Raw genomic sequence first — 25,042 nt, forward strand, 5'->3', positions numbered from 1 at the left:
CTAGGCATCAGTCGACAGGCTTACTACAAACGCAACCGAGCCGCTGATGGCAAAGAACGCCAGGCAGACCGGGTGGTTGAGTTTGTACAGCAAGTCCGAATGCGCCAACCCCGTCTGGGTACTCGCAAGCTGCACTATCTGCTGCATTGCCAACCTGACAGACGATTCCAGGTCGGCCGAGATAGGCTGTTCCAGGTCTTGGGAGAGCGCCGTTTGCTCGTACTGCCTAAGCGGGCCTACCACAAGACAACACAAAGCTTTCATCGCTTCTACCGCCATCCCAACTTACTCAAGCCCGGGCCAAGCCAGATTGTTCCGACAAGGCCGGAACACGTCTGGGTGGCCGACATTACTTACCTGCCTGCACGTAACGGCCCGCTATACCTGAGCCTGATCACGGATGCGTACTCCAGGAAAATCGTTGGCCACCACGTCCATGAAAGCCTGCATGCCGAGTCGGTGGCGCAAGCTTTCAAGCAGGCATTACGGAAGCGACGTCATCGCCAGCCATTAGTCCACCATTCGGATCGAGGCATCCAATACTGCTCGGCGCTATACCAGTCACTGCATCAACGGCACAGCGTTCAGTGCTCCATGACCGATGGGTATGACTGCTACCAGAATGCGCTGGCCGAGCGAATCAACGGAATCCTCAAGATGGAGCTGCTGTTGAGTAGCCCTGCAGATCTGGAGCAAGCGAGGCAAATGGTTGACGAGGCAGTGCAGATCTACAACACAGAACGGCCTCATATGGCCCTGAAAAACAAAACGCCCGATGCGGTGCATCGGGCGTTTTGAGGTCTGTCGGCCTACCTGAACAGGTGTAAACCTATTTCAGGACTAGACACGAGCGGCGCGACCCTCAGAGCAGGAACAGCGTGGCCAGGCCCAGGAAGATGAAGAAGCCACCGCTGTCGGTCACCGCAGTGATCATCACGCTCGACCCCATCGCCGGGTCGCGCCCCAGGCGCGCCAAGGTCATCGGAATCAATACGCCCATCAGCGCGGCCAGCAGCAAGTTCAAGGTCATTGCCGCGGTCATCACCACCCCCAGCGACCAACTGCCGTACAGCCAGAACGCCACGGCGCCGATCACCCCACCCCAGATCAGGCCATTGAGCAGCGACACCGCCAGCTCCTTGCGCATCAGTCGGCTGGTATTGCCCGGCGACACCTGGTCCAGCGCCATGGCACGAACGATCATGGTGATGGTCTGGTTGCCCGAGTTGCCGCCAATGCCCGCCACGATCGGCATCAACGCGGCCAGCGCCACCAGCTTCTCGATCGAGCCCTCGAACAGGCCGATCACCCGCGAGGCGACAAAGGCGGTGATCAGGTTGATGGCCAGCCATGCCCAACGGTTGCGCAGCGAGCGCCAGACCGAAGCGAAGATGTCTTCCTCTTCGCGCAGACCGGCCATGTTAAGCACTTCGCTCTCGCTCTCTTCACGGATCAGGTCGACCATCTCATCGATGGTCAGGCGGCCGATCAGACGGTCGGCCTTGTCCACCACCGGCGCGGATACCAAGTCATAACGTTCGAACGCCTGGGCTGCGTCGTAGGCATCTTCCTCAGGGTGGAAAGTGACCGGGTCGGTCGCCATGACCTCCGCCACTTTCTTCTCCGGGTCGTTGACCAGCAGACGCTTGACCGGCAGCACACCCTTGAGGATGCCGTCGTAGTCAACCACGAACAGTTTGTCGGTATGCCCTGGCAGCTCCTTAAGCCGGCGCAGGTAGCGCAATACCACTTCGAGGCTGATGTCTTCGCGGATAGTGACCATCTCGAAGTCCATCAGCGCACCGACCTGCTCCTCGTCGTAGCTCAGGGCCGAACGCACACGCTCGCGCTGCTGGGCGTCGAGGCTTTCCATCAACTCGTGTACGACGTCGCGCGGCAGCTCCGGCGCCAGGTCGGCCAGCTCGTCGGCGTCCATTTCCTTGGCCGCCGCGAGCAGCTCGTGATCGTCCATGTCGGCGATCAGCGTCTGGCGCACCGCATCGGAGACTTCGAGCAGGATATCGCCGTCGCGATCCGAGCGTACCAGCTGCCAGACCGTCAGGCGGTCTTCCAGCGGCAAGGCTTCGAGGATGTAGGCAATGTCGGCAGGGTGCAGGTCATCGAGCTTGCGCTGCAGCTCGACCAGGTTCTGGCGGTGGACCAGGTTTTCCACCAGGTCGTGATGCTGGCCTTCCTGACGGTGGGTCAGGTCTTCCACCACGCGTTGGCGCTGCAGCAGGTCGATCACCTGGGCAAGGCGATCCTGCAGGCTCTCCTGCGCTTTCTTTACTTCGACTTCGGTCATAGGCGAACTCCACTCCCAGCAGCGGAGCACGCCGGGAGAATCAATCTGGCTGTATGAAACTTGTTATCGAGTAACTACTGGGTAAGTCCATGGTGGTATTCCACAAGCCCCGGCGGGGCTGACGGGCGCAATCATACACTGCCTAAGCTGTCGGATCGCTTAAATTTTTGGCTGGAACAATCGTTTGCGCGATAAAGCTGTGACAACGCTCGAAGCCAACAGTGCGACGGCAGAAGTTCATGAAAAAGCACATTGGCAATGACGCCGACGCAGCACACAAAGGGTCGCGCCCTGTGCTGGAGTCTAGCTGGCGGTACTGACAAATCCGTTAAACGGCGGAAAAGAAAAAGCCCGCTACAGGAGCGGGCTTTTTGGTATGGCGGACTCAGGAGGATTCGAACCTCCGACCGCTCGGTTCGTAGCCGAGTACTCTATCCAGCTGAGCTATGAGTCCGTGGTTGGTAGTTTTAGACCAGGTTACCACTGGTTGATGAAGCTGCTTCGACAAGCAAAGCCACTTCAAAAGTGGCGGACTCAGGAGGATTCGAACCTCCGACCGCTCGGTTCGTAGCCGAGTACTCTATCCAGCTGAGCTATGAGTCCGTAGTTGGTAGTTTTAGACCAGGTTACCACTGGTGAAATGAAGCTTATTCACGAAGAATAACCGCCCCATTATATGGCGGACTCAGGAGGATTCGAACCTCCGACCGCTCGGTTCGTAGCCGAGTACTCTATCCAGCTGAGCTATGAGTCCGTGTCTTGCCGCGCATTATAGTTCGCTAAATCGTTTTGCCAAGCACTTTTTCGTTTATTTTCAACTACTTAAGTGATCCTGGCGATTTCAGCGCCCTACACGAAAAATGGCGGTGAAGGGGGGATTCGAACCCCCGATACCCTTATGAGGTATACTCCCTTAGCAGGGGAGCGCCTTCGGCCACTCGGCCACCTCACCGCAACACGGGGCGTATAATAACCAGACCCTTCCCCGTTTGCAAACCCTTTTTTGAAAAAAACCTGAGAAAAATTAAAGGCTTGGTTCTTCGTCCTTCTCTTTCTTGATCCGCAGGTAGATTTCCTCGCGGTGAACAGCCACTTCTTTCGGCGCGCTTACACCGATACGCACCTGGTTGCCTTTGACGCCCAGGACCGTCACGGTGATCTCACCGTCACCAATGATCAGGCTCTCGGCGCACCGACGAGTCAGAATCAGCATAGTTTTCTCCTCACGCAATTCATTCAGGGACAACAGTCTTTGGTTTGTTTTACCCGCACCGGGGACGACGGCACAGGGCCTTGCGGTGCTGGCATGGCGAACGGACAGGGTTCGCCACGACAGCCAGAAACACGAAGGGCGCGGCAAAAGCCGCGCCCCTGAAGGCAATGCCTTACTCGCCCTGTCGGGCCGGTGCATCGAGCTCGAAGGCGGTGTGCAAGGCACGTACCGCAAGCTCCAGGTACTTCTCTTCGATAACCACCGAGACCTTGATCTCCGAGGTGGAGATCATCTGGATGTTGATGCTCTCCTTGGCCAGGGCCTCGAACATGCGGCTGGCAACACCTGCATGGGAGCGCATGCCAACACCGACGATCGATACCTTGGCGATCTTGGTGTCGCCGATCACTTCACGGGCACCGATCTCGCGCGCGGTATTCTCCAGCACGCTGTGGGCCTTCTCGTACTCGTTGCGGTGCACGGTGAAGGTGAAGTCGGTGGTGTTATCGTGCGAGACGTTCTGCACGATCATGTCGACTTCGATGTTCGCGGCGCTGATCGGGCCGAGGATCTTGAAGGCGACGCCCGGAGTGTCCGGCACGCCACGGATGGTCAGCTTGGCCTCATCACGGTTGAAGGCGATACCGGAAATGATCGGCTGTTCCATGGATTCCTCTTCATCAATGGTAATGAGGGTACCCGGACCCTCCTTGAAGCTGTGCAGCACGCGCAGCGGGACATTGTACTTGCCGGCGAACTCCACCGAGCGGATCTGCAGCACCTTGGAGCCGAGGCTGGCCATTTCCAGCATCTCCTCGAAGGTGATCTTCTCCAGGCGACGGGCCTGGGGCACCACGCGCGGGTCGGTGGTGTAGACACCATCGACATCGGTGTAGATCTGGCATTCGTCGGCCTTGAGCGCCGCCGCCAGGGCCACGCCGGTGGTGTCCGAGCCGCCACGGCCGAGCGTGGTGATGTTGCCGTGCTCATCGACGCCCTGGAAACCGGCGACCACCACCACGCGACCGGCCTTCAGGTCGGCGCGGATCTTCTGGTCGTCGATCTGCAGGATGCGCGCCTTGTTGTGCGCGCTGTCGGTGAGGATGCGCACCTGGTTGCCGGTGTAGGACACCGCCGGCACGCCACGCTTGATCAGGGCCATGGCCAACAAGGCGATGGTCACCTGCTCACCGGTCGAGACGATCACGTCCAGCTCACGTGGAACCAGCTGGTCGTTCACCTGCTTGGCCAGGTCGATCAGACGGTTGGTTTCCCCGCTCATGGCCGACAGCACAACCACCAGGTCATCGCCCGCCTCGCGGTGTTTCTTGACTTTGTCGGCCACCTGCTCGATCCGCTCGACGGAGCCGACGGAGGTGCCGCCAAATTTCTGTACGATCAACGCCATTTCAAAGTGCCTCAGCCCACGAAGGGCACCCAGTAATCAATCCAACATGAAACGGCCCGCTACTAGACAGCGGGCCGCTTCATCTCAAAGCCCCTGCTCGGCGAACGGCACGGCCAGAGCCAGGGCATTGTCCAGTGCCGCGACGTCGACGCCGCCACCCTGAGCCATGTCCGGGCGGCCACCGCCCTTGCCGCCGACCGCCGCAGCAGCCTGTTTCATCAGATCGCCAGCCTTGAGTTGGCTGGAGAGGTCCTTGGTCACGCCGGCCACCAGCACGACCTTGCCCTCATGCTCGCTGCCCAGCAGGATCACTGCGTGGCCGAGCTTGTTCTTCAATTGATCGACCAGCGCCAGCAGGGCCTTGCCGTCCTGCCCATCCAGGCGGGCGGCGAGAACCTTGGCACCCTTGACCTCAACGGCCGCATTGGAGAGATCGTCCCCGGCGGCGCTGGCGGCCTTGGCCTGCAGCTGCTCCAGCTGCTTTTCCAGCTGGCGGTTGCGCTCGAGCACAGCCGACAGCTTGTCGATCAGGTTGTCACGGTTACCCTTGACCAACTGCGCGGCTTCCTTGACCTGCTCTTCGGCCGTGTTCAGGTAGGCCAGCGCCGCGGCCCCGGTGATCGCCTCGATACGGCGCACGCCGGAGGCCACGCCGCCTTCGCTGATGATCTTGAACAGGCTGATGTCGCCGGTGCGCTTGGCGTGGATTCCGCCGCACAACTCGACGGAGAAATCGCCGCCCATGCTCAGCACGCGCACGGTGTCGCCGTACTTCTCGCCGAACAGCGCCATGGCGCCCTTGCGCTTGGCGGTCTCGATATCGGTGATTTCGGTCTGCACCGCGGTGTTCTTGCGCACTTCGCGGTTGACGATGTCTTCCAGCGCCTTGATCTGTTCCGGCTTCACCGCCTCGAAGTGGCTGAAGTCGAAACGCAGGCGCTGGCTGTCGACCAGCGACCCCTTCTGCTGTACGTGCTCGCCCAGCACCTGGCGCAGCGCTTCGTGCAGCAGGTGGGTGGCGGAGTGGTTCAGCGAGGTGGCGTGCTGCACATCGGCATCCACACGGGCCTCGACCGAGGCGCCTACGCTCAGCGCGCCGCTGGCGACCACGCCATGGTGCAGGAAGGCGCCACCGGTCTTGGTGGTGTCGCGCACGTCGAAACGCGCGGCGCCCGCCTGCAGGTAACCGGTGTCACCGACCTGGCCGCCAGATTCGGCGTAGAACGGGGTACGGTCGAGGACCACCACCCCTTGCTCGCCTTCGGCCAACTGCTCGACCGCCTGGCCGTCTTTGTACAAGGCAATGACCTTGCCTTGGCCTTCGGTGGCGTCGTAGCCGAGGAAGTCGGTGGCCACGTCGACCTTGACCAGGCTGTTGTAGTCCATGCCGAAGGCGCTGGCGGAGCGGGCACGCTCACGCTGGGCTTCCATCTCGCGCTCGAAGCCGGCTTCGTCGATGGTCAGCTCACGTTCGCGGGCGATGTCGGCGGTCAGGTCCATGGGGAAGCCATAGGTGTCGTACAGCTTGAACACCACGTCGCCCGGCACGACCTTGCCCTGCAACTGGGCGAGGTCCGCCTCGAGGATGCGCAGCCCCTGCTCCAGGGTTTTGGCGAACTGTTCTTCCTCGGTCTTGAGCACGCGCTCGATGTGCGCCTGCTGGCTCTTGAGCTCGGGGAAGGCCTCACCCATCTCGGCCGCCAGGGCGCCGACGATCTGGTAGAAGAAGCTGCCCTTGGCGCCCAGCTTGTTGCCGTGGCGGCAGGCGCGACGGATGATGCGGCGCAGCACGTAGCCGCGGCCTTCGTTGGACGGCAGCACGCCGTCGGCGATCAGGAAGCCGCAGGAACGGATGTGGTCGGCAACCACTTTCAGCGATGGCTGGCCATCGTTGCTGCAGCCGATGGCCTTGGCGGCGGCCGACAGCAGGTTCTGGAACAGGTCGATCTCGTAGTTCGAGTGCACGTGCTGCATCACCGCACTGATGCGCTCCAGGCCCATGCCGGTGTCCACCGACGGGGCCGGCAGCGGGTGCAGGACGCCATCGGCGGTGCGGTTGAACTGCATGAAGACGTTGTTCCAGATCTCGATGTAGCGGTCGCCGTCTTCTTCCGGCGAGCCGGGTGGGCCGCCCCAGATGTCGGCGCCGTGATCGTAGAAGATCTCGGTGCAGGGGCCGCATGGGCCGGTATCGCCCATGGTCCAGAAGTTGTCGGAGGCGTACGGGGCGCCCTTGTTGTCGCCGATACGCACCATGCGCTCGGCGGGCACCCCGACTTCTTTGGTCCAGATGTCGTAGGCCTCGTCATCGCTGGCGTAGACGGTGACCCAAAGTTTCTCCTTGGGCAGGTTCAGCCACTTGTCGGAGGTCAGGAAGGTCCAGGCGAAGGTAATGGCGTCGCGCTTGAAGTAGTCGCCGAAGCTGAAGTTGCCCAGCATCTCGAAGAAGGTGTGGTGACGCGCGGTGTAGCCCACGTTCTCCAGGTCGTTGTGCTTGCCGCCGGCACGCACGCACTTCTGGCTGCTCACGGCGCGGGTGTAGGCGCGCTTTTCCTGGCCGAGGAAGCAGTCCTTGAACTGGTTCATGCCGGCGTTGGTGAACAGCAGGGTCGGGTCATTGCCCGGGATCAGGGAGCTGGAGGCGACGCGGGTGTGCCCCTGCTCCTCGAAGAAGCGGAGGAAGGCTTCACGGATTTCTGCGCTTTTCATAGGTTCTTCCACGGAAACGGCGGCCCTTTGGGCTAACTCGTCGGATCGACGAAACGACGGCAAAGGGCCGCATTATATCGGTCCTGCAGTTCGGGTGCAGTGTGTTTATGCGATAGAAACCGGCAATCGGACGCTTTTTCAGGTCCGGATGGGCAAAAACGACATGAGAAGATGCTAAAGCCTGGGTTTTGCCACTGGCAAGCCCATTACCGCGCAGGTGGCGGGAAAAGAGAATACGCGGAGGATGAAAGGATTTTCAGGATCGATGGGATCCAGAACGATGGCAATACCGTGCCGGCCCTTTCGCGAGTAAACCCGCGAAAGGGCCGGCACCGGCACCCACCGGGGTCACCCCAGGCGCTGCCCCGAATCCGGCACCACCAGGATGCCCGCGCGCAGGCCGTTCTTGACCTTCGGGTTGGGGAAGATGATCCGCGCGCCCTCCTCCTCGACGACCCAGCGCGTCTCAGCCAGGTCCTCGGCCAGCAGATACCCCTTGCTCAGCTCCGAGAAGTTCTCGATGTCCGCCGGCAGGTGCAGGTGAAAACTGTCGCTGTGCTTGATGATCTCACGAGCAACGCTGAACAGCTTCAGGCCATCGAGGCTCTGCTCGGTCTCAGGCTCGGTGTTCTCGATGAGCTGGACCAAACGCGCCTCGAGCTTGTCGAGGTTGACCCCCTCGTTCTGCCCAAATGGCCGGGCCTTGCCCAGTTCGAGGGTGAAGGCTTCGGCATCGAGTTGCTCGTAGGTGAAGGCGCTGAAGGTGATCGACGACTTGCTCTGCAACAACACCGCCTCCATCCCCGCCGCCGCCAGACGGGCCAGCTCACGACGCGAATGCTTGCGCCCCTCTTTGAAGGGGTACAGCGCGAACTGCTCGATCTTCGAGCCACGGATGGCCGTGTGCAGGTCGTAATGCAGGCGGGTGCGCTCGGGCTTGCTGAAGAACACCCGGGCGAACTGCTCGAGTTCCGCCGCGCGCAAGGCTTCGAAACCACTGGAAAGCTCATGCCGGCCATTGAACAGGCGATTGATGTCCTGCTCGATGAAGCGCTCACCCTTGCGGATCGCCGCCGGGTTGCCGAACAGGAACAACACCCGCGCACGGGGCTTGATCTTGCCGTTGGCCACGCCATGCAGCAGATTTTCCAGCAGCTCGATCGGCGCAGTCTCGTTGCCATGGATGCCGGCGGACAACAACAGATCGAGACCGCAATCCTCACCTTCGGGCGGGCGCACTTCCAGCGCGCCCTCCCCCAGCCAGCGCAAACGCACGCCCCGGGTGGTCACTTGGGTCTTCTCGGCCGGTTCGTGATCGGTCAGGGTCAGCTCAAGCAGTTTGCCAAGGGCGAGCATAGGGCGCTTCCTTAGTGGTGATGGCCGCAGTCCGGGCCGTGCACGTGGTCATCGTCGTCGCCGAGTTCGGCCGGCTCCATCTCCAACTGCAGGCTGACCAGGTTGGTGGCCATCGGGCGCAGCAGCAGGTTGGCGTACTCGGTATCGCCGTCCTCGACGTCCACACCGATCAGCAACTGGCCACGGCCGTCTTGCTGGATCCACACCTCCTTGCCTTGCCAGACCACGGCAAAACGGGTGCAGGAGGTTTCCAGCTGGGTGCCGTCATCGTCTTCGAGCAGCAGGCGCAGGGCGTCGGACATTGCAATTTCTCTCTTCAAGGTTGGCGTTGGAAGGGATACACCGAACCCAGTTTCAGGATCTGGGTCAGTTCATCCAGTGCCGTACGGCATTCGTCCAGCAATTGCGGGTCGGCAAGGTCCGCTTCACCAAGGCGGTCGCGATAGTGCTTGTCGACCCACTGCACCAGGGTGTCGTACAGCGGCGCGGTCATGATAACGCCTGGATTGACCGCCGCCAGTTCCGATTCCTTCAAGGCCACGCGCAAGCGCAGGCATGCCGGGCCGCCGCCGTTCTGCATGCTCTGCTTGAGGTCGAACACCTTGACCTCCTTCACCGCGCCGCCCTGGGCGGTCAACTGGCCCAGGTAGCTCCATACGCGCTCGTTGTTGCGGCACTCCTCGGGCACCACCAGCAGCATGGAGCCGTCTTCGCGCGACAGCAATTGGCTGTTGAACAGGTAGGAACGCACCGCGTCCTCCACCGTCACCGCCGTGCGCGGCACGCGAATGGCCTGGAAGTTGCCACCCTTGCTGGCCAGTTTAGCTTGCAGTTGGCCGAGCACCGCCTCGGTCTCGAGGAACGCGTCCTCGTGGTAGAACAGCACCTCGCCATTGCCCACCGAGATCACGTCGTTGTGGAACACGCCCTGGTCGATCACCGCCGGGTTCTGTTGAGCGTAGACCACGCCATCGTCGCTCAGCCCGTGCAGCCGGGCCACGGCCTGGGACGCTTCGAGGGTCTGGCGCGCCGGGTACTTCTGCGGTGCCGGGTAGCGACTGTCGAAGGCGCTGCGACCATAGACGAAGAACTCCACGCCGGCCTCGCCGTAGGCGCGGCAGAAGCGCGTGTGGTTGGCCGCGCCTTCGTCGCCGAACTGCGCCACCGCCGGCAGCGCGGCGTGGTGGGCGAAGTGCCGGTCATCGGCGAACATCGCACCCAGCACGCGGCTGGTGGTCGGGTGCTCGATGCTGCGGTGGTACTTGCAGTTGAGGTTGGCAGCGGTGAAATGCACGCGGCCATCGGCAGTGTCGGCGCTGGGGCTGACGGTGGCGGCGTTGGCCACCCACATGCTCGACGCCGAGCAGCTGGCCACCAGCAGGGGCATGGCGTCCTTGGCGGCGCGACGGATCACCTCGGCATCGCTGCCGGTGAAGCCCAGGCGGCGCAGGGCGGCCACATCGGGGCGCTCCTGCGGCGCGAGCACGCCCTGCTTGAAGCCCATCTCCATCAGCGCTTTCATCTTCGCCAGACCCTGGCGCGCCGCTTCGCGCGGATTGGAGCCCTGCTGGCTGTTGCTCTGCGAGGCCACGTTGCCGTAGGACAGGCCGCCGTAGTTGTGGGTCGGCCCCACCAGGCCATCAAAATTCACTTCATAGGATTTCATCGGCTAGCTCCGAGACCTGTTGTTATAGGGTGACGCCCGGCGTCAGGGTGGCCGGCAGGGCAAGGCTGGCGGTCTCCAGCGAAGCCACGGGGTAGGCACAGTAGTCTGCCGCGTAGTAGGCGCTGGCGCGGTGGTTGCCACTGGCCCCGACGCCGCCGAACGGCGCGCTGCTGGCGGCGCCGGTCAGTTGCTTGTTCCAGTTGACGATGCCAGCGCGGCTGCGCAGCCAGAAGTACTGGTAGCGGGCGCGCGAGTCGGACAGCAACCCGGCGGCCAGGCCATATTGGGTAGCGTTGGCTTCATCGATGGCGGCGTCGAAGTCGCTGTAGCGGATCACCTGCAGCAGCGGGCCGAAGAACTCTTCGTCCGGGCGCTCGGCCACCTGGGTGACGTCGATGATGCCGGGGGTCAGCAGCGCGGCACCGGCTTGCGGCTGGGTCATTTCCAGCAGCGCCACGGCGCCCTTGCCGAGCAGCTCGGCCTGGGCGGCGAGCAGTGCGCCGGCAGCCTGCAGCGAAATCACCGAGCCCATGAACGGCGCCGGTTGCTGGTCGAAGGCACCGACACTGATGCCGCGGCTGACCTCGACCAGGCGGGCGAGCAACTGGTCGCCCCAGGCGCCCTGTGGCACCAGCAGGCGACGGGCGCAGGTGCAGCGCTGGCCGGCGGAGATGAAGGCCGATTGGATGATGGTGTACACCGCCGCGTCCAGGTCCTTGACCTCGTCGACCAGCAGCGGGTTGTTGCCGCCCATTTCCAGGGCCAGGATCTTGTCCGGGCGCCCGGCGAACTGCTGGTGCAGCAGGTTGCCGGTGCGGCTGGAGCCGGTGAAGAACAGCCCGTCGATGCCCGGGTTGGCCGCCAGGGCGACGCCGGTTTCACGGGCGCCCTGCACCAGGTTGAGCACGCCGGTGGGCAGGCCGGCGTCGATCCAGCACTGAACCGTCAACTCGGCGACCTTGGGGGTCAGCTCGCTGGGCTTGAACACCACGCAGTTGCCCGCCAGCAGCGCCGGGACGATATGACCATTGGGCAGGTGCCCGGGGAAGTTGTACGGGCCAAACACCGCCACCACGCCATGCGGCTTGTGCCGCAGCACGGCGGTAGCGTCGGCGAGCGGGCCACTTTTCTCGCCGGTGCGCTCGCGGTAGCTCTGCACCGAGATGGCCACTTTGTTGACCATGGTGGTGACTTCGGTGGCCGACTCCCACAGCGGTTTGCCGGTTTCCTCGCCGATGCAGCGCGCCAGCGCCTCGGCCTTGGCCTTGAGCTTCTCGGCGAACGCCTCCAGCACGGCGATGCGCGCCTCCAGGCTCAGTTGCGCCCAGGCCGGGAAGGCTTGGCGCGCGGCCTGCACGGCGCTGTCGACCTGCGCTGCGTCAGCGCCCTGGCCAGCCCAGACCACCGCCTGGGTGACCGGGTTCAGCGATTGCAGGCGCTCGCCCTGCCCGGCCTGCCACAGGCCTGCGATGTAATGCGTGGTCATTTACTGGGCCTCCCGGCTGGCGGACAGCGGCACGGCGCGCACATGGTCGCCCGCGCCCAGGCGCAGGCGCTTGGCGGTCAACGGGTCGACCACCAGGGTGCCGGCCGCCAGGCGCGCGGGCGCCGCGGTGATGCGGCAGTCTTCGCGCTTGCGGTTGTGGATGATGTAGGGGGTGGCGTCGTCGCCCGGCGTGCCCACGGCCAGCACCAGGGTCTGGCTGTCACGCACGGCGCGGATCTTCGCGGTTTCGCACTCGATGGCCGGGCCTGCGTCGAAGATGTCGACGTAGCCCTGGTAGTTGAAGCCCTCGCGCTTGAGCATCGCCAGCGCAGGCTCGGTGTCGGTGTGCACGCGGCCGATGACGTTGCGCGCGGCCTCCGACAGGAAGCAGGTGTACAGCGGGAACTTGGGCATCAGCTCGGCGATGAACGACTTGTTGCCCACGCCGGTGAGGTAGTCGGCCTGGCTGAACTCCATCTTGAAGAAATGCCGGCCCAGGCTTTCCCAGAACGGCGAGCGCCCGGCGGCATCGGACATGCCGCGCATCTCGGCGATGATCTTGTTGCCGAACAGCTGCGGGAACTCGGCGATGAACAGCATGCGTGCCTTCGACAGCAGGCGACCATTGAGGCCGCTGCGGTAGTCGCTGCGCAAGAACAGCGAGCACAGCTCGGAGTTGCCGGTCAGGTCGTTGGCCAGGAACAGGGTGGGGATCTCGCGGTAGATCTTCAACTCCTGGGAGGCGCTGACGGTCAGGCCGACGCGGTAGTTGTACCAGGGTTCGCGCAGGCCGACGGCGCCGGCGATGGCGCTGATGCCGACCACCAGCCCCTCGTCGTTCTCCAGTACGAACAAGTAGTCGGTGTCGCCGCGCTCGGCTTCGCCGCTGAAGCTCTTCTCGGCCCAGCCGACCCGCTGCCCGAGGCGATCCTCGTTGGCAGGCAAGGTGGTCAGCCCGGTAGTGCCGGTGCTACGGGCCAATTCGATCAGCGCGGGTAAATCGCTGCTGCGTACAGGACGAACGATCATGCTATCTCCTTGTGCGGCGGCCTGTGGCTGCCGCGAAACTCGCTTGCGCGTGCTCGGCGCAGGTTCAGGCGGCGACCAGGCGGACACTGCCGCCCTCGCCCACGCCCAGGGCGTCGGCAGCTTCGCTGTTCAGGCTCACCGGCTTGCCCGGCACCCAGTCCAGTTCCAGCAGCACCGCGCGGTAGTCCTGCAACTGGCCGTTGCACACCAGGTACGGGCGCCCGCCTTTGACCGGGGTGTCGTCGAGCTTGACCGGCACCACGCGGCTCTGGGCGATCGAGCGTATGCTCGAAACCCGGGCATGCAGGGTCGGGCCGCCGTCGAAGATGTCGATGTAGTGCTCGGTCTCGAAGCCTTCGCGCATGAGGATGTCGAAGGTGATCTGCGCGCGCGGGTGCACCTGTCCCATGGCCTCCTGGGCCTGGTCGGGCAGCAGTGGGACGTAGATCGGGTAGTGCGGCATCAGCTCGGCGAGGAAGGTACGGCTCTTCAGGCCGCACAGGCGTTCTGCGTCGGCATAGTTGAGGTCGAAGAAGTTGCGGCCGATGGCGTCCCAGAACGGCGACTCGCCTGCCTCGTCGCTGTAGCCGACGATCTCGGTGACCACCGATTCAGCGAAACGCTCCGGGTGCGAGGCCATGAACAACAGGCGGCCGCGCGAGTTGAGCTCGGCCCAGCCGCTATTCACCAGCTCCGGCAGCACGTAGAAGCTGGTCAACAGGCTGTTGCCGGTAAGGTCGTGGCACAGCGACAGGACGTGGATCTTGTTGTGGATCTTCAGCTCGCGCGAGGCATGCACGAAGGTCTCGTTGCGAAAGCTGTAGAACGGTTCGGAATAGCCTGCCGAGGCGACGATGGCCGAGCAGCCGGCGAGCTTGCCGGTCGCACTGTCTTCGAGCACGAAGAAGTAGCTCTCCTCGCCATTGAAGATCACTTCGGCGGCGAACGAGGTTTCCGAGGCGGCGATCTTGTCGCCCAGGCGACCGGCGTCGTCCGGCAGCGAGGTGACACCAATGGGGCTGTCGGCAGCCATGCGCTGCACTTCGTTCAGATCCGCCATTTGCGCGGGGCGCATCACCAGCATGGTGTCACTCCTTTCGGGAAAGCAGGCCGAGAGATCGGCACGGAAAAACGGCGGGCGCTGCCAGCGGCGCACCCGCACTGGAATTCAGGTATCGCCGACCCTGGCTGTCAGGGCCGGCGAAGGGACCGCCGGGCGATCAGCCCTGGGTCAGCTTGGCCACCGCGCGCTCGAAGCGCGCCAGGCCTTCGTCGATGTCGGCATCCTCGACCACCAGGCTCGGGGCGAAGCGCACCACGTCAGGGCCAGCCTGCAGGACCATCACGCCTTCCTTCTCGGCGGCGTTGAGCACGTCCTTGGCCTTGCCCTTCCAGGCTTCGCTCAGCACACAGCCGATCAGCAGGCCGACGCCACGCACCAGGGTGAACAGGCCGGTATCCTGGCCAATCTTCTCCAGGCGCGCCTTGAAGCGCTCGTGCTTGGCCTTGATGCCGGCCAGGGTCTCGGGAGTGTTGACCACGTCCAGCACCGCGCACGCCACCGCACACGCCAGCGGGTTGCCGCCGTAGGTGGTGCCGTGGGTGCCGACCGCCAGGTGCTTGGCCAGCTCGCTGGTGGTCAGCATGGCACCGATCGGGAAGCCACCACCCAGGCTCTTGGCGCTGGTCAGGATGTCCGGGGTCACGCCGTAGTGCTGGTAGGCGTACAGCGAGCCGGTGCGGCCAACGCCAGTCTGCACCTCGTCGAAGATCAGCAGGGCGTTGTGCTCGTCGCACAGCTTGCGCGCGCCTTCCAGGTAGGCTTTGTCAGCCGGCACCACGCCGCTTTCGCCCTGGATCGGCTCGATCACCACGGCGCAGGTCTTGTCGGAGATCTGCGCCTTGAGCGCTTCTAGGTCGTTGTACGGCACGTGGCTGATGCCGGTGATCTTCGGGCCGAAGCCGTCGGAATACTTCGGCTGGCCGCCAACGCTGACGGTGAACAGGGTGCGACCGTGGAAGCTGTTGACGGTGGCGATGATCTCGTGCTTTTCCGGGCCGAAGCGGTCGTGGCCGACGCGACGGGCCAGCTTGAAGGCGGCCTCGTTGGCTTCGGCGCCGGAGTTGCAGAAGAAGGCACGCTCGGCGAAGGTCGCGTCCACCAGCTTGTGCGCCAGACGCAGGGCCGGCTCGTTGGTGAAGACGTTGGACACGTGCCAGAGGGTATTGGCCTGCTCGGTCAGGGCCTTGACCAGGGCCGGGTGGCAATGACCCAGGGCGTTCACCGCGATGCCGCCGGCGAAGTCGATCAGCTCACGGCCCGACTGGTCCCAGACTCGCGAACCCTCGCCGCGCACGGGAATGAAGGCCGCGGGGGAATAGTTGGGCACCATGACCTGGTCGAAATCGGCACGTTGCACCGGGGCTTGCTCAACGGACATCTGAGTCTCCTGAAGAGGAACGCTGGCCTGGAAGTGGCGAGCGATGGGGGGATTGTAAGGACTGATCGGCGCCTGTCCTTGCTGCCAGGCGACAACTTGTTACAGCGCCAAACCCTGTTTTACCTGGGTTTTCGGCAATGCGACAAACAGTGTCGCAATCGCGCAGTGTAACGGGCGGGCGGGGTGGCGGGGAGAGGGCTGGGGAAATTGGGAGAACGGGTGTTCACAGGGGGTGGTTGCGGGGTCTGCGACGGCCCTATCGCGGGGCAAGCCCGCCCCCGCAGGTAGCGCGCCACCCTCCCGAACCCTGCGAGGAGCGCGACGCGGCCTCAGCCGCGCTCGGTCGGCGCCGAACTCAACTCGAACGGGCTGCTGCTGCGCCGCTGGTTGCGGTCTTCACGCGGCGTGGCGCCAAAGAAATTGCGGTACGCACTGGAGAAATGCGGCCCGGAGGAGAACCCGCACGACAAGCCGATCTGAATGATCGACTTGCTGGTCTGCATCAACATCTGCCGCGCCTTGTTCAGCCGCAACTCCAGGTAGTACTGGCTAGGCACACGGTTCAGGTACTGCTTGAAGATGCGCTCCAGTTGCCGGCGCGACACGCACACGTGCTGGGCGATCTCGTCGGTGGTCAGCGGCTCCTCGATGTTGGCTTCCATCAACAGCACCGCCTGGGTCAGCTTCGGATGGCTGGAGCCCAGGCGGTTCTGCAGGGGAATACGCTGGCGCTCGCCGCCCTCGCGAATGCGCTCGACCACCAGCTCCTCGGACACCGCGCCCGCCAGTTCGGCACCATGGTCACGGGCCAGCACCGCCAGCAGCAGGTCGGTGACCGACATGCCGCCACAGGCGGTCAGGCGGTCGCGATCCCAGTCGAACAGGTGGCTGGTGGCGATGACCTTGGGGAAGCGTTCGGCGAAGTCGTCCTGCCAGCGCCAGTGCACCGCGGCGCGGTAACCGTCGAGCAGGCCGAGCAATGCCAGCGGGTACACCCCGGCGGACAACCCGCCGATCATGCAGCCACTGCGCGCCAGTTGCTTGAGCGCCGCCGCCAGCGCCGAACCCACCACCAGTGGCGGCTCGTCGGCCAGCAGGAAGAGCTTCTGGCAACCTTCCAGGCGCCCGCTCCACAGCTCGCCCGGCAAGCGCCAGGCACCCTCCTCTACCGCTTCGGCGTGCAAGAAGGCCAACTCATAGACCACGTCCGGATGCACCCGCTGGGCCACCCGCAACACTTCCTCGGCAAGCGCCAGGGTCAGCGGCTTGGTGCCGGGCCAGAGGAGAAATCCGATTCGCTGGGTGGTCATAGGCTGCGGTCCGAAACCTGTACGGGTCTGTGGCGCCAGGAGCATGCGGCGCGCGCTGCGCAGCATGCCCTAGTCTGGTGCAAGGAGTCAGCCTTTACTTCAGGCTGCCGGAAAGAAACTGCTTGAGGCGCTCGGACTGCGGGTTGACCAGCACCTCACGCGGGTTGCCGCGCTCTTCCACCAGGCCCTTGTGCAGGAACACCAACTGGTTGGAAACCTCGCGGGCAAAGCCCATCTCGTGGGTCACCACCACCATGGTGCGACCTTCCTGGGCCAGCGACTGCATGACCTTGAGCACATCGCCCACCAGCTCCGGATCCAGCGCCGAGGTCGGCTCGTCGAACAGCATCACCTCCGGCTCCATGGCCAGGGCCCGGGCAATTGCCACGCGCTGCTGCTCACCGCCAGACATGTGCCCCGGGAAGGCGTCCTTGCGGTGCGCCACGCCCACCTTGGCCAGGTAGTACTCGGCCTTCTCCAGCGCTTGCTTCTTGTTCATGCCCAGCACGTGCACCGGGGCTTCGATGATGTTTTCCAGGGCGGTCATGTGCGCCCACAGGTTGAAGTGCTGGAACACCATCGACAGGCGCGAACGCATGCGCTGCAACTGCTTGGCATCAGCGGCCTTGAGCGCGCCGTCCTTGCCGGCCACCAGCTTGAGCTCCTCGTTGTTGAGCAGGATCTTGCCGGCGTGGGGTTGTTCGAGCAGGTTGATGCAGCGCAGGAAGGTCGACTTGCCCGAGCCACTGGAGCCAATGATGCTGATCACATCGCCTGCTTTCGCCTCGAGGGACACACCCTTGAGCACTTCATGGCTGCCGTAGCGCTTGTGCAGGTCTTGGACTTGGAGTTTGTACATGCTGTCGGTTCTCACAGAGCGTTCAGTGCTTGCGCGGCGCCAGGTAGCCGAGCCAACGGCGTTCGGCCATCTTGAACAGGCGCACCAGGATGAAGGTCAGGCACAGGTAGAACACGCCCGCCGTGATGTAGGCCTCGAAAGGCAGGTAGTACTGGGCATTGACCGTGCGCGCCGCGCCGGTGATGTCGATCAGGGTGACGATCGACGCCAGGCTGGTGGTCTGCAGCATCATGATCACTTCGTTACTGTACTGCGGCAGCGCCCGGCGCAGGGCCGAAGGCAGCAGGATGCGGCGGTACATCTTGAAGCGCGACATGCCCATGGCCTTGGCCGCCTCGATTTCCCCATGAGGCGTGGCCTTGAGGCTGCCGGCGATGATCTCGGCGGTGTAGGCGCTGGTATTGATGGCGAAGGCCAGGCAGGCGCAGAAGGTCGCGCTGGACAGCCAAGGCCACAGGAAACTCTCGCGCACCGCCTCGAACTGGGCCAGGCCGTAGTAGATCAGGAACAACTGCACCAGCATTGGCGTGCCGCGGATCACGTAGGTGTAGAGCCAGGCGCTCATGTTCACCAGCGGCTGCTTCGAGACGCGCATCAGGCCCAGCGGAATGGCCGCCAGCAGGCCGAACAGCAGCGACAGCGCCAGCAGCTTCAGGGTGGTCAGCAGGCCACCCAGGTACAGCGGCATGGCCTCCCAGATGACGTTGTAGTCGAAGATCATAGTTCAGCCGCCTTTACGCCCACCGAGTAGCGCTTCTCAAGGTACTTCAGCGCCAGTAGCGAGACACTGGTGAGCACCAGGTACAACGCCGCCACCGCAAGGAAGAAGGTGAAGGGCTCGCGGGTGGCATCCGCCGCCTGCTTGGCCTTGAACATCATGTCCTGCAAGCCGACCACGGAAATCAGCGCGGTGGCCTTGGTCAGCACCAGCCAGTTGTTGGTGAAGCCCGGGATCGCCAGACGGATCATCTGCGGCACCATCACCCGGAAGAACACCTGGCGACCGCTCATCCCGTAGGCCACACCCGCTTCGGCCTGGCCCTTGGGGATGCCGAGGAAGGCGCCACGGAAGGTTTCCGACAGGTACGCACCGAAGATGAAGCCCAGGGTGCCGATGCCGGCGATCAGTGGGTTGAGGTCAATATAGTCCTCATAGCCGAGCAGCGGCGCGACGCGGTTGATCAGGTCCTGGCCGCCGTAGAAGATCAGCAGGATCAGCACCAGGTCGGGGATGCCGCGGATCACCGTGGCGTACATATCCCCCAGCCAGGCCAGCCACCGCACCGGCGACAGGCGCAGGGCCACGCCGACCAGGCCGAGCACGATGGCCAGGGCCATCGACGACAGGGCGAGCTGAAGCGTCAGCCACGCCCCGTCGAGGATGACTGCCCCGTAGCCTTTCAACATGATTGGGATTCCTCGGGCTTGGGAATGAAAAATGGTGCAAACCTCAGAGATTCTGCTGTTTGCACCATTGCACAGGTGAAACTCGACGTCTTACTGGGCTTCTGGGCCGTAGATGTCGAAGTTGAAGTACTTGGCTTCGATCTGCTTGTACTTGCCGTTGGCGCGGATCGCGTCGATGGCCTTGTTGATGCGCTCGCGGTTGGCGTCGTCGCCCTTGCGCACGGCGATGCCGACGCCGTCACCGAAGTACTTCACGTCGGTGAAGGCTGGGCCAACGAAGGCGAAGCCCTTGCCGGCATCGGTCTTCAGGAAGCCGTCCTCGAGCAAGGTGGCGTCGGCCAGGGTGCCGTCGAGGCGACCGGCGGCGACGTCCAGGTAGATTTCGTTCTGGGTGCCGTACGGCACGACGGTGGCGCCTTTCGGGGCCAGGACTTCCTTGGCGAAGCGGTCGTGGATCGAACCGCGCTGCACGCCGATCTTCTTGCCGCTCAATTCGCTCAGGCTATCGCTGACGGCAGCGCCTTCCTTCATCACCAGGCGAGCCGGGGTCAGGTAGTAGCGCTTGGTGAAATCGACGGATTTCTTGCGGTCTTCGGTGATCGACATCGACGACAGGATGGCGTCGATCTTGCGCACTTTCAGCGCCGGGATCAGGCCGTCGAACTCCTGCTCGACCCAGGTGCACTTGGCCTTCATCTCTTCGCACAGGGCGTTGCCGATGTCGTAGTCGAAGCCGGCGATGCTGCCATCGGGCTGCTTGAAGGCGAAGGGTGGGTAGGCGGCTTCGATACCGATCTTCAACGGCTTCTCATCGGCCTGCGAGACCAGGGAAAACACGGACAGCGCCAGGGCGCCAAGCAGTGCGAGCTTCTTCATCAGGTAACTCCATCGGTACGGAGCAATACAAGGCAGTTTGTAACGGCTGCCCGATATGCGAATGGTTACAACGCGAGCCGCGCAGGTTTCGACCAAGGTCGCAGACCACGAGCGAGTGAGTGGCATTCTAACGACAGCCCGGTAGTCGATATTTCTTCAAAGCGACAACTAGTTACAGAAGCGCTTGAAACCGCGGCGGGCAATATTGACAGCCCTAGCAAAACATGCAAGAGCACAAGAAAAATAACCTTTAGCCAAAGCAATAACCGCGCCTATTATTGGCAAAGCCTTGTATTCCGGCAAGTGCAGGGTGCAGAGATGCAAAAAATGCCTACCCGAAGGCACCGGGAATGAACAGGAATGTTTCCCGGCGCCCCGTTTGCGCGCAAACGCGGTGACAAGGAACGGTTACCGATGAAAGTCGGTAACAGAATGCAAGAACCCCGCCGGTTGAGGGCGGGGTTCCTGTGAAAACCAGGGGCGCCTCGCTGGCCTTTCACGAGACGAGGTCGCTCCCACAGGGCTGCGAATCAGCCCCGAAAGGCCTTCAAGCGGATGCCAGGTGCATGGCCTTGTGGGTGTCGATCAGGTGCTGCACCACACCTGGGTCCGCCAGGGTGGAGATATCGCCCAGGGCATCGTACTCGGCCGTGGCGATCTTGCGCAGGATACGCCGCATGATCTTGCCCGAACGGGTCTTCGGCAGCCCCGGCGCCCACTGGATGACATCCGGCGAGGCGATCGGGCCGATCTCCTTGCGCACCCAGTTCTTCAACTCCAGGCGCAGCTGCTCGCTCGGCTCCTCGCCGGCGTTGAGGGTGACGTAGACATAGATACCCTGCCCCTTGATGTCGTGCGGCACACCCACCACCGCTGCCTCGGCGACCTTGGCATGGGCCACCATGGCGCTTTCGATCTCGGCGGTGCCCATGCGGTGCCCGGAAACGTTGAGCACGTCGTCGACGCGACCAGTGATCCAGTAGTAGCCATCTTCATCGCGGCGCGCACCGTCGCCGGTGAAGTACATGCCGCGGAAGGTCTTGAAGTAGGTGTCGACGAAGCGGTCGTGGTCGCCGTACAGCGAGCGCGACTGGCCCGGCCAGGAGTCGAGGATCACCAGGTTGCCCTCGGCGGCGCCCTCGATCAGGTTGCCCAGGTTATCCACCAGCGCCGGCACCACGCCGAAGAACGGACGGGTCGCCGAGCCTGGCTTGAGGCCGATGGCACCCGGCAGCGGGCTGATGAGGATGCCGCCGGTCTCGGTCTGCCACCAGGTGTCGACGATCGGGCAACGCTCCTTGCCGACGGTCTTGTAGTACCAGTTCCAAGCCTCGGGGTTGATCGGCTCGCCCACCGAACCCAGCAGGCGCAGGCTCGAACCGTCGGCGCCGGCGACCGCGGCCTGACCCTCGGCCATCATCGCGCGGATCGCGGTGGGCGCGGTGTAGAGAATATTGACCTTGTGCTTGTCGACGATCTTCGACACGCGGGTGATGTCCGGGTAGTTCGGCACGCCTTCGAACAGCAAGGTGGTGGCGCCATTGGCCAACGGCCCGTAGACGATATAGCTGTGACCGGTGACCCAGCCGACGTCGGCGGTGCACCAGTAGACCTCGCCCTGGCGGTAGTCGAACACCCGCTCGTGGGTCAGCGAGGCATACACCAGGTAGCCACCGGTGGTGTGCAGCACACCCTTGGGCTTGCCGGTGGAGCCAGAGGTGTAGAGGATGAACAGCGCCTCCTCCGCCCCCATCTCTTTCGGCGCGCAGTGGCTGGAGGCGACCTTCATCAGGTCTTCGTACCAGATGTCGCGATGCTGGTGCCAGGCGATATCGCCACCGGTGCGCTTGCACACGATGATTTTCTGCACGCTGTTGGTTTCAGGGTTGGTCAGCGCCAGGTCGACATTGGCCTTGAGTGGCGTACGGCGACCGCCACGCACGCCTTCGTCGGCGGTGATGACGATCTTCGACTTGCAGTCGATGATGCGGCCGGCCAGTGCTTCCGGCGAGAAACCGCCGAACACCACCGAATGGATCGCACCGATACGGGCGCAAGCCAGCATGGCTACGACAGCTTCCGGGATCATCGGCATGTAGATGGTCACCACATCGCCACGGTGCACGTCCTGGCCACGCAGGGCGTTGGCGAACTTGCAGACCTGCTCGTGCAGCTCGCGGTAGGTGATGTCGCGGTGCTCGGAAGGGTCATCGCCCTCCCAGATGATGGCGACCTGATCGCCACGCTCGGCCAGGTGACGGTCGAGGCAGTTGTAGGAAACGTTCAGAGTGCCGTCAGCGAACCACTTGATGTCGACGTGATGGTCGTCGAAGGAGGTCTGCTTGACCTTGGTGAAGGGCTTGATCCAGTCCAGGCGCTGGGCCTGCTCGCGCCAGAAACCGTCCGGGTTGATCACCGATTGCTGGTACATGGCCTTGTAGGTGGCCTCGTCGGTCAGGGTGGTGGCCGCAACCTCGGGACGAACGGGATACAGTGGAGCCGCACTCATCTGTGTTACCTCGGTGTAATCGTTGTTTTTGTATGGGACCGTTTGTAACTGTACCAGAGCGAACAAGGCCATTCGACGTTGGTAGTACCGACCACCGTTTGCACCGCCGCAATCTTGCACAAGGCCTCTAGACCGCAGCCTGCGGCGGCACAGGAAAAATCCAGGGGCATGCTTGCGGGGGGATTGTTACAGGTTCTGTCAAAAGGCCGGAAAACTTTATCAAAACACCCTCTGTTTCCTGCCACGGCCCCCTCATAAAATTCGTCTCGCCTACAACGGCACAGCGATCAACTTCTAGTTACAGCCCCCACGAAGGTCTGTTAATCCTCAACTAATCCAACCGTAGAACACTGTATCTAACGCGGCGCCAAAAGTGCCGCGAGTCCCCTCACGACCTTAGACAGGTAAATTGAAAATGAAAGCGTTACTGGCATTGGTACTTGGCGGTCTTTGCAGCGCGGCAATGGCCGATGAAGTTGCACAGGATGTCGGGCAGACTCCGGTTGAACAGTACAGCTATTCGCAGCACCTGGACATTGCCCGGGTGATTTCCATAAGCGAAGTGCCCAACGTTTGCGAAGTGGCCCCCGCGCACATGACCTACGAGGACTCGAAGGGCCAGCGGCACGTTCTCGAATACCGCGTGATGGGTAACGGTTGCTCTAACGGCTAACGTGCAGTGGTGAAGTCATCGCAGGGCATGCCCGCGCCTACAAGTACTGCGTCGCTTTGCTAATTGCGCTATCCCTGTAGGAGCGGGCTTGCCCCGCAATAACATCGGCACCAATGCCGCACAACTTCCGCCCCGCCCGTGGACGCACTTCCCAACGCGTTATTCCACCGACTTGCCCAACGAATAATCCCTTAATTTATTCGCAATCGTGGTATGCGAAACCCCCAGCCGTTTACCCAACGCCCGGCTGCTGGGAAACTCGCCCATCAAACTCTCCAATACCGCCTTTTCAAAGCGCCCGACAATCGCCGCAAGATCCCCTTCCAAGGAAAATTCACCCAACGGCTGGCGCACGCCATAATCCGGCAGCCGGATGTGCTCGCCCTTCACCACCCCGCCCTCGCACAACGACACCGCCTGGAACAGCACGTTCTCCAACTGCCGCACATTGCCCGGCCAGTGGTACTGCGCCAGCTTGTCCATCGCCGCTGGCGCCAGACGCGGCAGCGGGCAGCCGATCTGTCGGCTGGCCTGGTCGATGAAGTGCTGCACCAGCCCGTCCAGGCCATCCATGCATTCGCGCAGCGGCGGAATGTGCAGCGACAGCACGTTGAGCCGATGGTAGAGGTCCTGGCGGAACTCACCCCGGGCACAGAGTTCGGAGAGGTCGACCTGGGTGGCGCAGATCACCCGCACGTCCAGGTACACCTCTTCATCGCTGCCCACCCGCCGGAAGCAGCCATCCTGCAGGAAGCGCAGCAGCTTGACCTGCAAGCGCGGGCTCATCTCCCCCACCCCATCGAGGAAAAGCGTGCCGCCGGCGGTCAGCTCCAGCAGCCCCAGCTTGCCCTCGGCCCGCGCCCCCTCGAAGGCGCCAGGGCCGTAGCCGAACAGTTCGGTCTCGGCCATCGACTCGGGCAGCCCGGCGCAATTGAGCGCCATCAACGGCGCCTGGCCGCGCGGGCTGGCCAGGTGGCAGGCGCGGGCCAGCAGCTCCTTGCCGGTGCCGGTCTCGCCTTCGATCAGCAGCGGCGCATCCAGCGGCGCCATGCGACGCGCCTCGCGCACCACCGCAGCCATCACCCTCGAGCTCTGGAAGATGCTGTCGAAGCCCCGCAGCTCCTGCTTGCGCACGTTGTAGATGCGCTCGCCGATGCGGTCGGCGCGGTGCAGGGTCAGCACCGCGCCAGCCAGGGCCTCGCTGTCATCATGCTCGGACTGCAACGGCGCAATGTCGGCGAGGAACACATCGCCCCTGACCTTGATGCGCAAGCCGTTGATCCGCGACTTGTTGGCGCGCACCAGTTCCGGCAGGTCGAAGTCTTCGACGTAGCGCGCCAGCGGCATGCCCGGCACTTCGTCCACGCGCACGCCCAGCAGCTGTGCGGCGGCGCGGTTGGCGGCGACGATACTGCCGCCCATGTCGATCGACAGCACCGGGAACTCCAGCGCGCCAAGCAGCGCATTGAGCTCCATGTGCCGACGCTCGCTGGGCATCAGGCCGACGCGCTTGACCCCGAACACCCCGGCGATCGACTCGAACTTTGGGCGCAACGCCTGGAACTGCAAATTGACCAGGTTCGGGCAGTGCAGGTAGATCGCGTTGCCATGATCGCCGCCCACCTCGCCGCGCAGCACGTTGATGCCGTACTCCACCAGCAGGTTGAGGATATCCCGCAGGATGCCGATGCGGTTCTGGCAATGCACTTTGATACGCATGGAAGGCCCCGACGCGGCCGGATTTTTCATCGGCGCGCAGAAAAGTCGTAAAGATAAGCTGACAAAAACCTGGTTT

20 protein-coding genes and 4 tRNA genes are annotated in these 25,042 nt (G+C 63.4%); 2 read left to right on the forward strand and 22 right to left on the reverse strand.

The features are described 5' to 3' along the window. Positions 1-798 (forward strand): IS3 family transposase (locus tag P0Y43_RS16110; RefSeq protein ID WP_275636849.1); only part of this gene is annotated, 798 nt, incomplete at its 5' end. A gap of 64 nt (positions 799-862) precedes the next feature. On the opposite strand, the gene mgtE is transcribed toward P0Y43_RS16110, so the two are convergent. The 21 genes from mgtE to acs all read right to left on the reverse strand — a co-directional run bounded on the left by mgtE (position 863) and on the right by acs (position 22,574). Next, positions 863-2,305, reverse strand: a complete 1,443-nt coding sequence (gene mgtE, locus P0Y43_RS16115) for a magnesium transporter (protein ID WP_275638274.1) — start codon at positions 2,303-2,305, stop codon at positions 863-865. A gap of 377 nt (positions 2,306-2,682) precedes the next feature. Next, positions 2,683-2,759 (reverse strand) — tRNA-Arg (locus P0Y43_RS16120). Positions 2,760-2,831: 72 nt separating this feature from the next. After that, positions 2,832-2,908: transfer RNA gene (locus P0Y43_RS16125), tRNA-Arg, on the reverse strand. Positions 2,909-2,982: 74 nt separating this feature from the next. Beyond that, positions 2,983-3,059: transfer RNA gene (locus P0Y43_RS16130), tRNA-Arg, on the reverse strand. Positions 3,060-3,166: 107 nt separating this feature from the next. Further along, positions 3,167-3,257: transfer RNA gene (locus P0Y43_RS16135), tRNA-Ser, on the reverse strand. Positions 3,258-3,329: 72 nt separating this feature from the next. Then, positions 3,330-3,518 (reverse strand): carbon storage regulator CsrA, encoded by a 189-nt coding sequence (gene csrA / locus P0Y43_RS16140; protein ID WP_003254503.1) that lies wholly within the window; start codon positions 3,516-3,518, stop codon positions 3,330-3,332. Between the two features lie 172 nt (positions 3,519-3,690). Next, positions 3,691-4,926 carry an aspartate kinase gene (locus P0Y43_RS16145; protein ID WP_275638275.1) on the reverse strand — a complete coding sequence of 412 codons (1,236 nt, stop codon included), beginning with the start codon at positions 4,924-4,926 and terminating at the stop codon, positions 3,691-3,693. Between the two features lie 84 nt (positions 4,927-5,010). Next, positions 5,011-7,635: an alanine--tRNA ligase gene (alaS, locus tag P0Y43_RS16150; RefSeq protein ID WP_275638276.1), complete on the reverse strand. Its 2,625-nt coding sequence runs from the start codon at positions 7,633-7,635 to the stop codon at positions 5,011-5,013. 348 nt (positions 7,636-7,983) lie between these two features. Then, positions 7,984-8,991 carry a succinylglutamate desuccinylase gene (astE, locus tag P0Y43_RS16155; RefSeq protein ID WP_275638277.1) on the reverse strand — a complete coding sequence of 336 codons (1,008 nt, stop codon included), beginning with the start codon at positions 8,989-8,991 and terminating at the stop codon, positions 7,984-7,986. Positions 8,992-9,002: 11 nt separating this feature from the next. Continuing rightward, a complete protein-coding gene (locus P0Y43_RS16160) occupies positions 9,003-9,293 on the reverse strand; it encodes a topoisomerase II (protein WP_275638278.1) in 291 nt (96 codons plus the stop codon). Positions 9,294-9,307: 14 nt separating this feature from the next. Beyond that, a complete protein-coding gene (gene astB, locus P0Y43_RS16165) occupies positions 9,308-10,657 on the reverse strand; it encodes an N-succinylarginine dihydrolase (RefSeq protein ID WP_275638279.1) in 1,350 nt (449 codons plus the stop codon). A 22-nt stretch (positions 10,658-10,679) separates the two neighbouring features. Further along, entirely contained in the window at positions 10,680-12,143 is a 1,464-nt protein-coding gene (gene astD, locus P0Y43_RS16170; RefSeq protein ID WP_275638280.1) for a succinylglutamate-semialdehyde dehydrogenase, read from the reverse strand. After that, positions 12,144-13,172: an arginine N-succinyltransferase gene (astA, locus tag P0Y43_RS16175; protein WP_275638281.1), complete on the reverse strand. Its 1,029-nt coding sequence runs from the start codon at positions 13,170-13,172 to the stop codon at positions 12,144-12,146. It abuts the gene before it with no gap. A 64-nt stretch (positions 13,173-13,236) separates the two neighbouring features. Then, the gene (aruF, locus tag P0Y43_RS16180; protein ID WP_275638282.1) at positions 13,237-14,256 is read right to left on the reverse strand and encodes an arginine/ornithine succinyltransferase subunit alpha; all 1,020 of its coding nucleotides are present in this window, start codon (positions 14,254-14,256) and stop codon (positions 13,237-13,239) included. Positions 14,257-14,392: 136 nt separating this feature from the next. Further along, positions 14,393-15,613: an acetylornithine transaminase gene (locus P0Y43_RS16185; RefSeq protein WP_275638283.1), complete on the reverse strand. Its 1,221-nt coding sequence runs from the start codon at positions 15,611-15,613 to the stop codon at positions 14,393-14,395. Between the two features lie 329 nt (positions 15,614-15,942). Next, positions 15,943-16,923: a transcriptional regulator ArgR gene (gene argR / locus P0Y43_RS16190; protein ID WP_275638284.1), complete on the reverse strand. Its 981-nt coding sequence runs from the start codon at positions 16,921-16,923 to the stop codon at positions 15,943-15,945. Positions 16,924-17,017: 94 nt separating this feature from the next. Continuing rightward, entirely contained in the window at positions 17,018-17,782 is a 765-nt protein-coding gene (locus tag P0Y43_RS16195) for an ABC transporter ATP-binding protein (protein WP_275638285.1), read from the reverse strand. A 22-nt stretch (positions 17,783-17,804) separates the two neighbouring features. Continuing rightward, positions 17,805-18,503 carry an ABC transporter permease gene (locus P0Y43_RS16200; RefSeq protein ID WP_275638286.1) on the reverse strand — a complete coding sequence of 233 codons (699 nt, stop codon included), beginning with the start codon at positions 18,501-18,503 and terminating at the stop codon, positions 17,805-17,807. Then, positions 18,500-19,189 (reverse strand): ABC transporter permease, encoded by a 690-nt coding sequence (locus P0Y43_RS16205; protein ID WP_275638287.1) that lies wholly within the window; start codon positions 19,187-19,189, stop codon positions 18,500-18,502. The genes P0Y43_RS16200 and P0Y43_RS16205 overlap by 4 nt, the downstream gene beginning before the upstream one ends. Before the next feature lie 90 nt (positions 19,190-19,279). Continuing rightward, the gene (locus tag P0Y43_RS16210) at positions 19,280-20,065 is read right to left on the reverse strand and encodes an ABC transporter substrate-binding protein (protein ID WP_275638288.1); all 786 of its coding nucleotides are present in this window, start codon (positions 20,063-20,065) and stop codon (positions 19,280-19,282) included. A gap of 547 nt (positions 20,066-20,612) precedes the next feature. Next, positions 20,613-22,574 (reverse strand): acetate--CoA ligase, encoded by a 1,962-nt coding sequence (acs, locus tag P0Y43_RS16215; RefSeq protein WP_275638289.1) that lies wholly within the window; start codon positions 22,572-22,574, stop codon positions 20,613-20,615. 415 nt (positions 22,575-22,989) lie between these two features. Between acs and P0Y43_RS16220 the strand changes: the two genes are divergently transcribed. Beyond that, positions 22,990-23,247, forward strand: a complete 258-nt coding sequence (locus P0Y43_RS16220; protein ID WP_275638290.1) for a DUF2790 domain-containing protein — start codon at positions 22,990-22,992, stop codon at positions 23,245-23,247. 159 nt (positions 23,248-23,406) lie between these two features. On the opposite strand, the gene P0Y43_RS16225 is transcribed toward P0Y43_RS16220, so the two are convergent. Next, positions 23,407-24,966 (reverse strand): sigma-54-dependent transcriptional regulator, encoded by a 1,560-nt coding sequence (locus tag P0Y43_RS16225; protein WP_275638291.1) that lies wholly within the window; start codon positions 24,964-24,966, stop codon positions 23,407-23,409. Positions 24,967-25,042: the final 76 nt, after the last annotated feature.

The organism is Pseudomonas entomophila (genome assembly GCF_029193575.1).
In the GTDB taxonomy this organism is placed as follows: Bacteria; Pseudomonadota; Gammaproteobacteria; order Pseudomonadales; family Pseudomonadaceae; genus Aquipseudomonas; species Aquipseudomonas entomophila_G.

Bases quoted from the DNA above. Each gene is read 5' to 3' on its own strand.
- mgtE (WP_275638274.1), bottom strand. From the start codon at position 2,305: ATGACCGAAGTCGAAGTAAAGAAAGCGCAGGAGAGCCTGCAGGATCGC.
- csrA (WP_003254503.1), bottom strand. From the start codon at position 3,518: ATGCTGATTCTGACTCGTCGGTGCGCCGAGAGCCTGATCATTGGTGAC.
- P0Y43_RS16145 (WP_275638275.1), bottom strand. From the start codon at position 4,926: ATGGCGTTGATCGTACAGAAATTTGGCGGCACCTCCGTCGGCTCCGTC.
- alaS (WP_275638276.1), bottom strand. From the start codon at position 7,635: ATGAAAAGCGCAGAAATCCGTGAAGCCTTCCTCCGCTTCTTCGAGGAG.
- astE (WP_275638277.1), bottom strand. From the start codon at position 8,991: ATGCTCGCCCTTGGCAAACTGCTTGAGCTGACCCTGACCGATCACGAA.
- P0Y43_RS16160 (WP_275638278.1), bottom strand. From the start codon at position 9,293: ATGTCCGACGCCCTGCGCCTGCTGCTCGAAGACGATGACGGCACCCAG.
- astB (WP_275638279.1), bottom strand. From the start codon at position 10,657: ATGAAATCCTATGAAGTGAATTTTGATGGCCTGGTGGGGCCGACCCAC.
- astD (WP_275638280.1), bottom strand. From the start codon at position 12,143: ATGACCACGCATTACATCGCAGGCCTGTGGCAGGCCGGGCAGGGCGAG.
- astA (WP_275638281.1), bottom strand. From the start codon at position 13,172: ATGATCGTTCGTCCTGTACGCAGCAGCGATTTACCCGCGCTGATCGAA.
- aruF (WP_275638282.1), bottom strand. From the start codon at position 14,256: ATGCTGGTGATGCGCCCCGCGCAAATGGCGGATCTGAACGAAGTGCAG.
- P0Y43_RS16185 (WP_275638283.1), bottom strand. From the start codon at position 15,613: ATGTCCGTTGAGCAAGCCCCGGTGCAACGTGCCGATTTCGACCAGGTC.
- argR (WP_275638284.1), bottom strand. From the start codon at position 16,923: ATGACCACCCAGCGAATCGGATTTCTCCTCTGGCCCGGCACCAAGCCG.
- P0Y43_RS16195 (WP_275638285.1), bottom strand. From the start codon at position 17,782: ATGTACAAACTCCAAGTCCAAGACCTGCACAAGCGCTACGGCAGCCAT.
- P0Y43_RS16200 (WP_275638286.1), bottom strand. From the start codon at position 18,503: ATGATCTTCGACTACAACGTCATCTGGGAGGCCATGCCGCTGTACCTG.
- P0Y43_RS16205 (WP_275638287.1), bottom strand. From the start codon at position 19,189: ATGTTGAAAGGCTACGGGGCAGTCATCCTCGACGGGGCGTGGCTGACG.
- P0Y43_RS16210 (WP_275638288.1), bottom strand. From the start codon at position 20,065: ATGAAGAAGCTCGCACTGCTTGGCGCCCTGGCGCTGTCCGTGTTTTCC.
- acs (WP_275638289.1), bottom strand. From the start codon at position 22,574: ATGAGTGCGGCTCCACTGTATCCCGTTCGTCCCGAGGTTGCGGCCACC.
- P0Y43_RS16220 (WP_275638290.1), top strand. From the start codon at position 22,990: ATGAAAGCGTTACTGGCATTGGTACTTGGCGGTCTTTGCAGCGCGGCA.
- P0Y43_RS16225 (WP_275638291.1), bottom strand. From the start codon at position 24,966: ATGCGTATCAAAGTGCATTGCCAGAACCGCATCGGCATCCTGCGGGAT.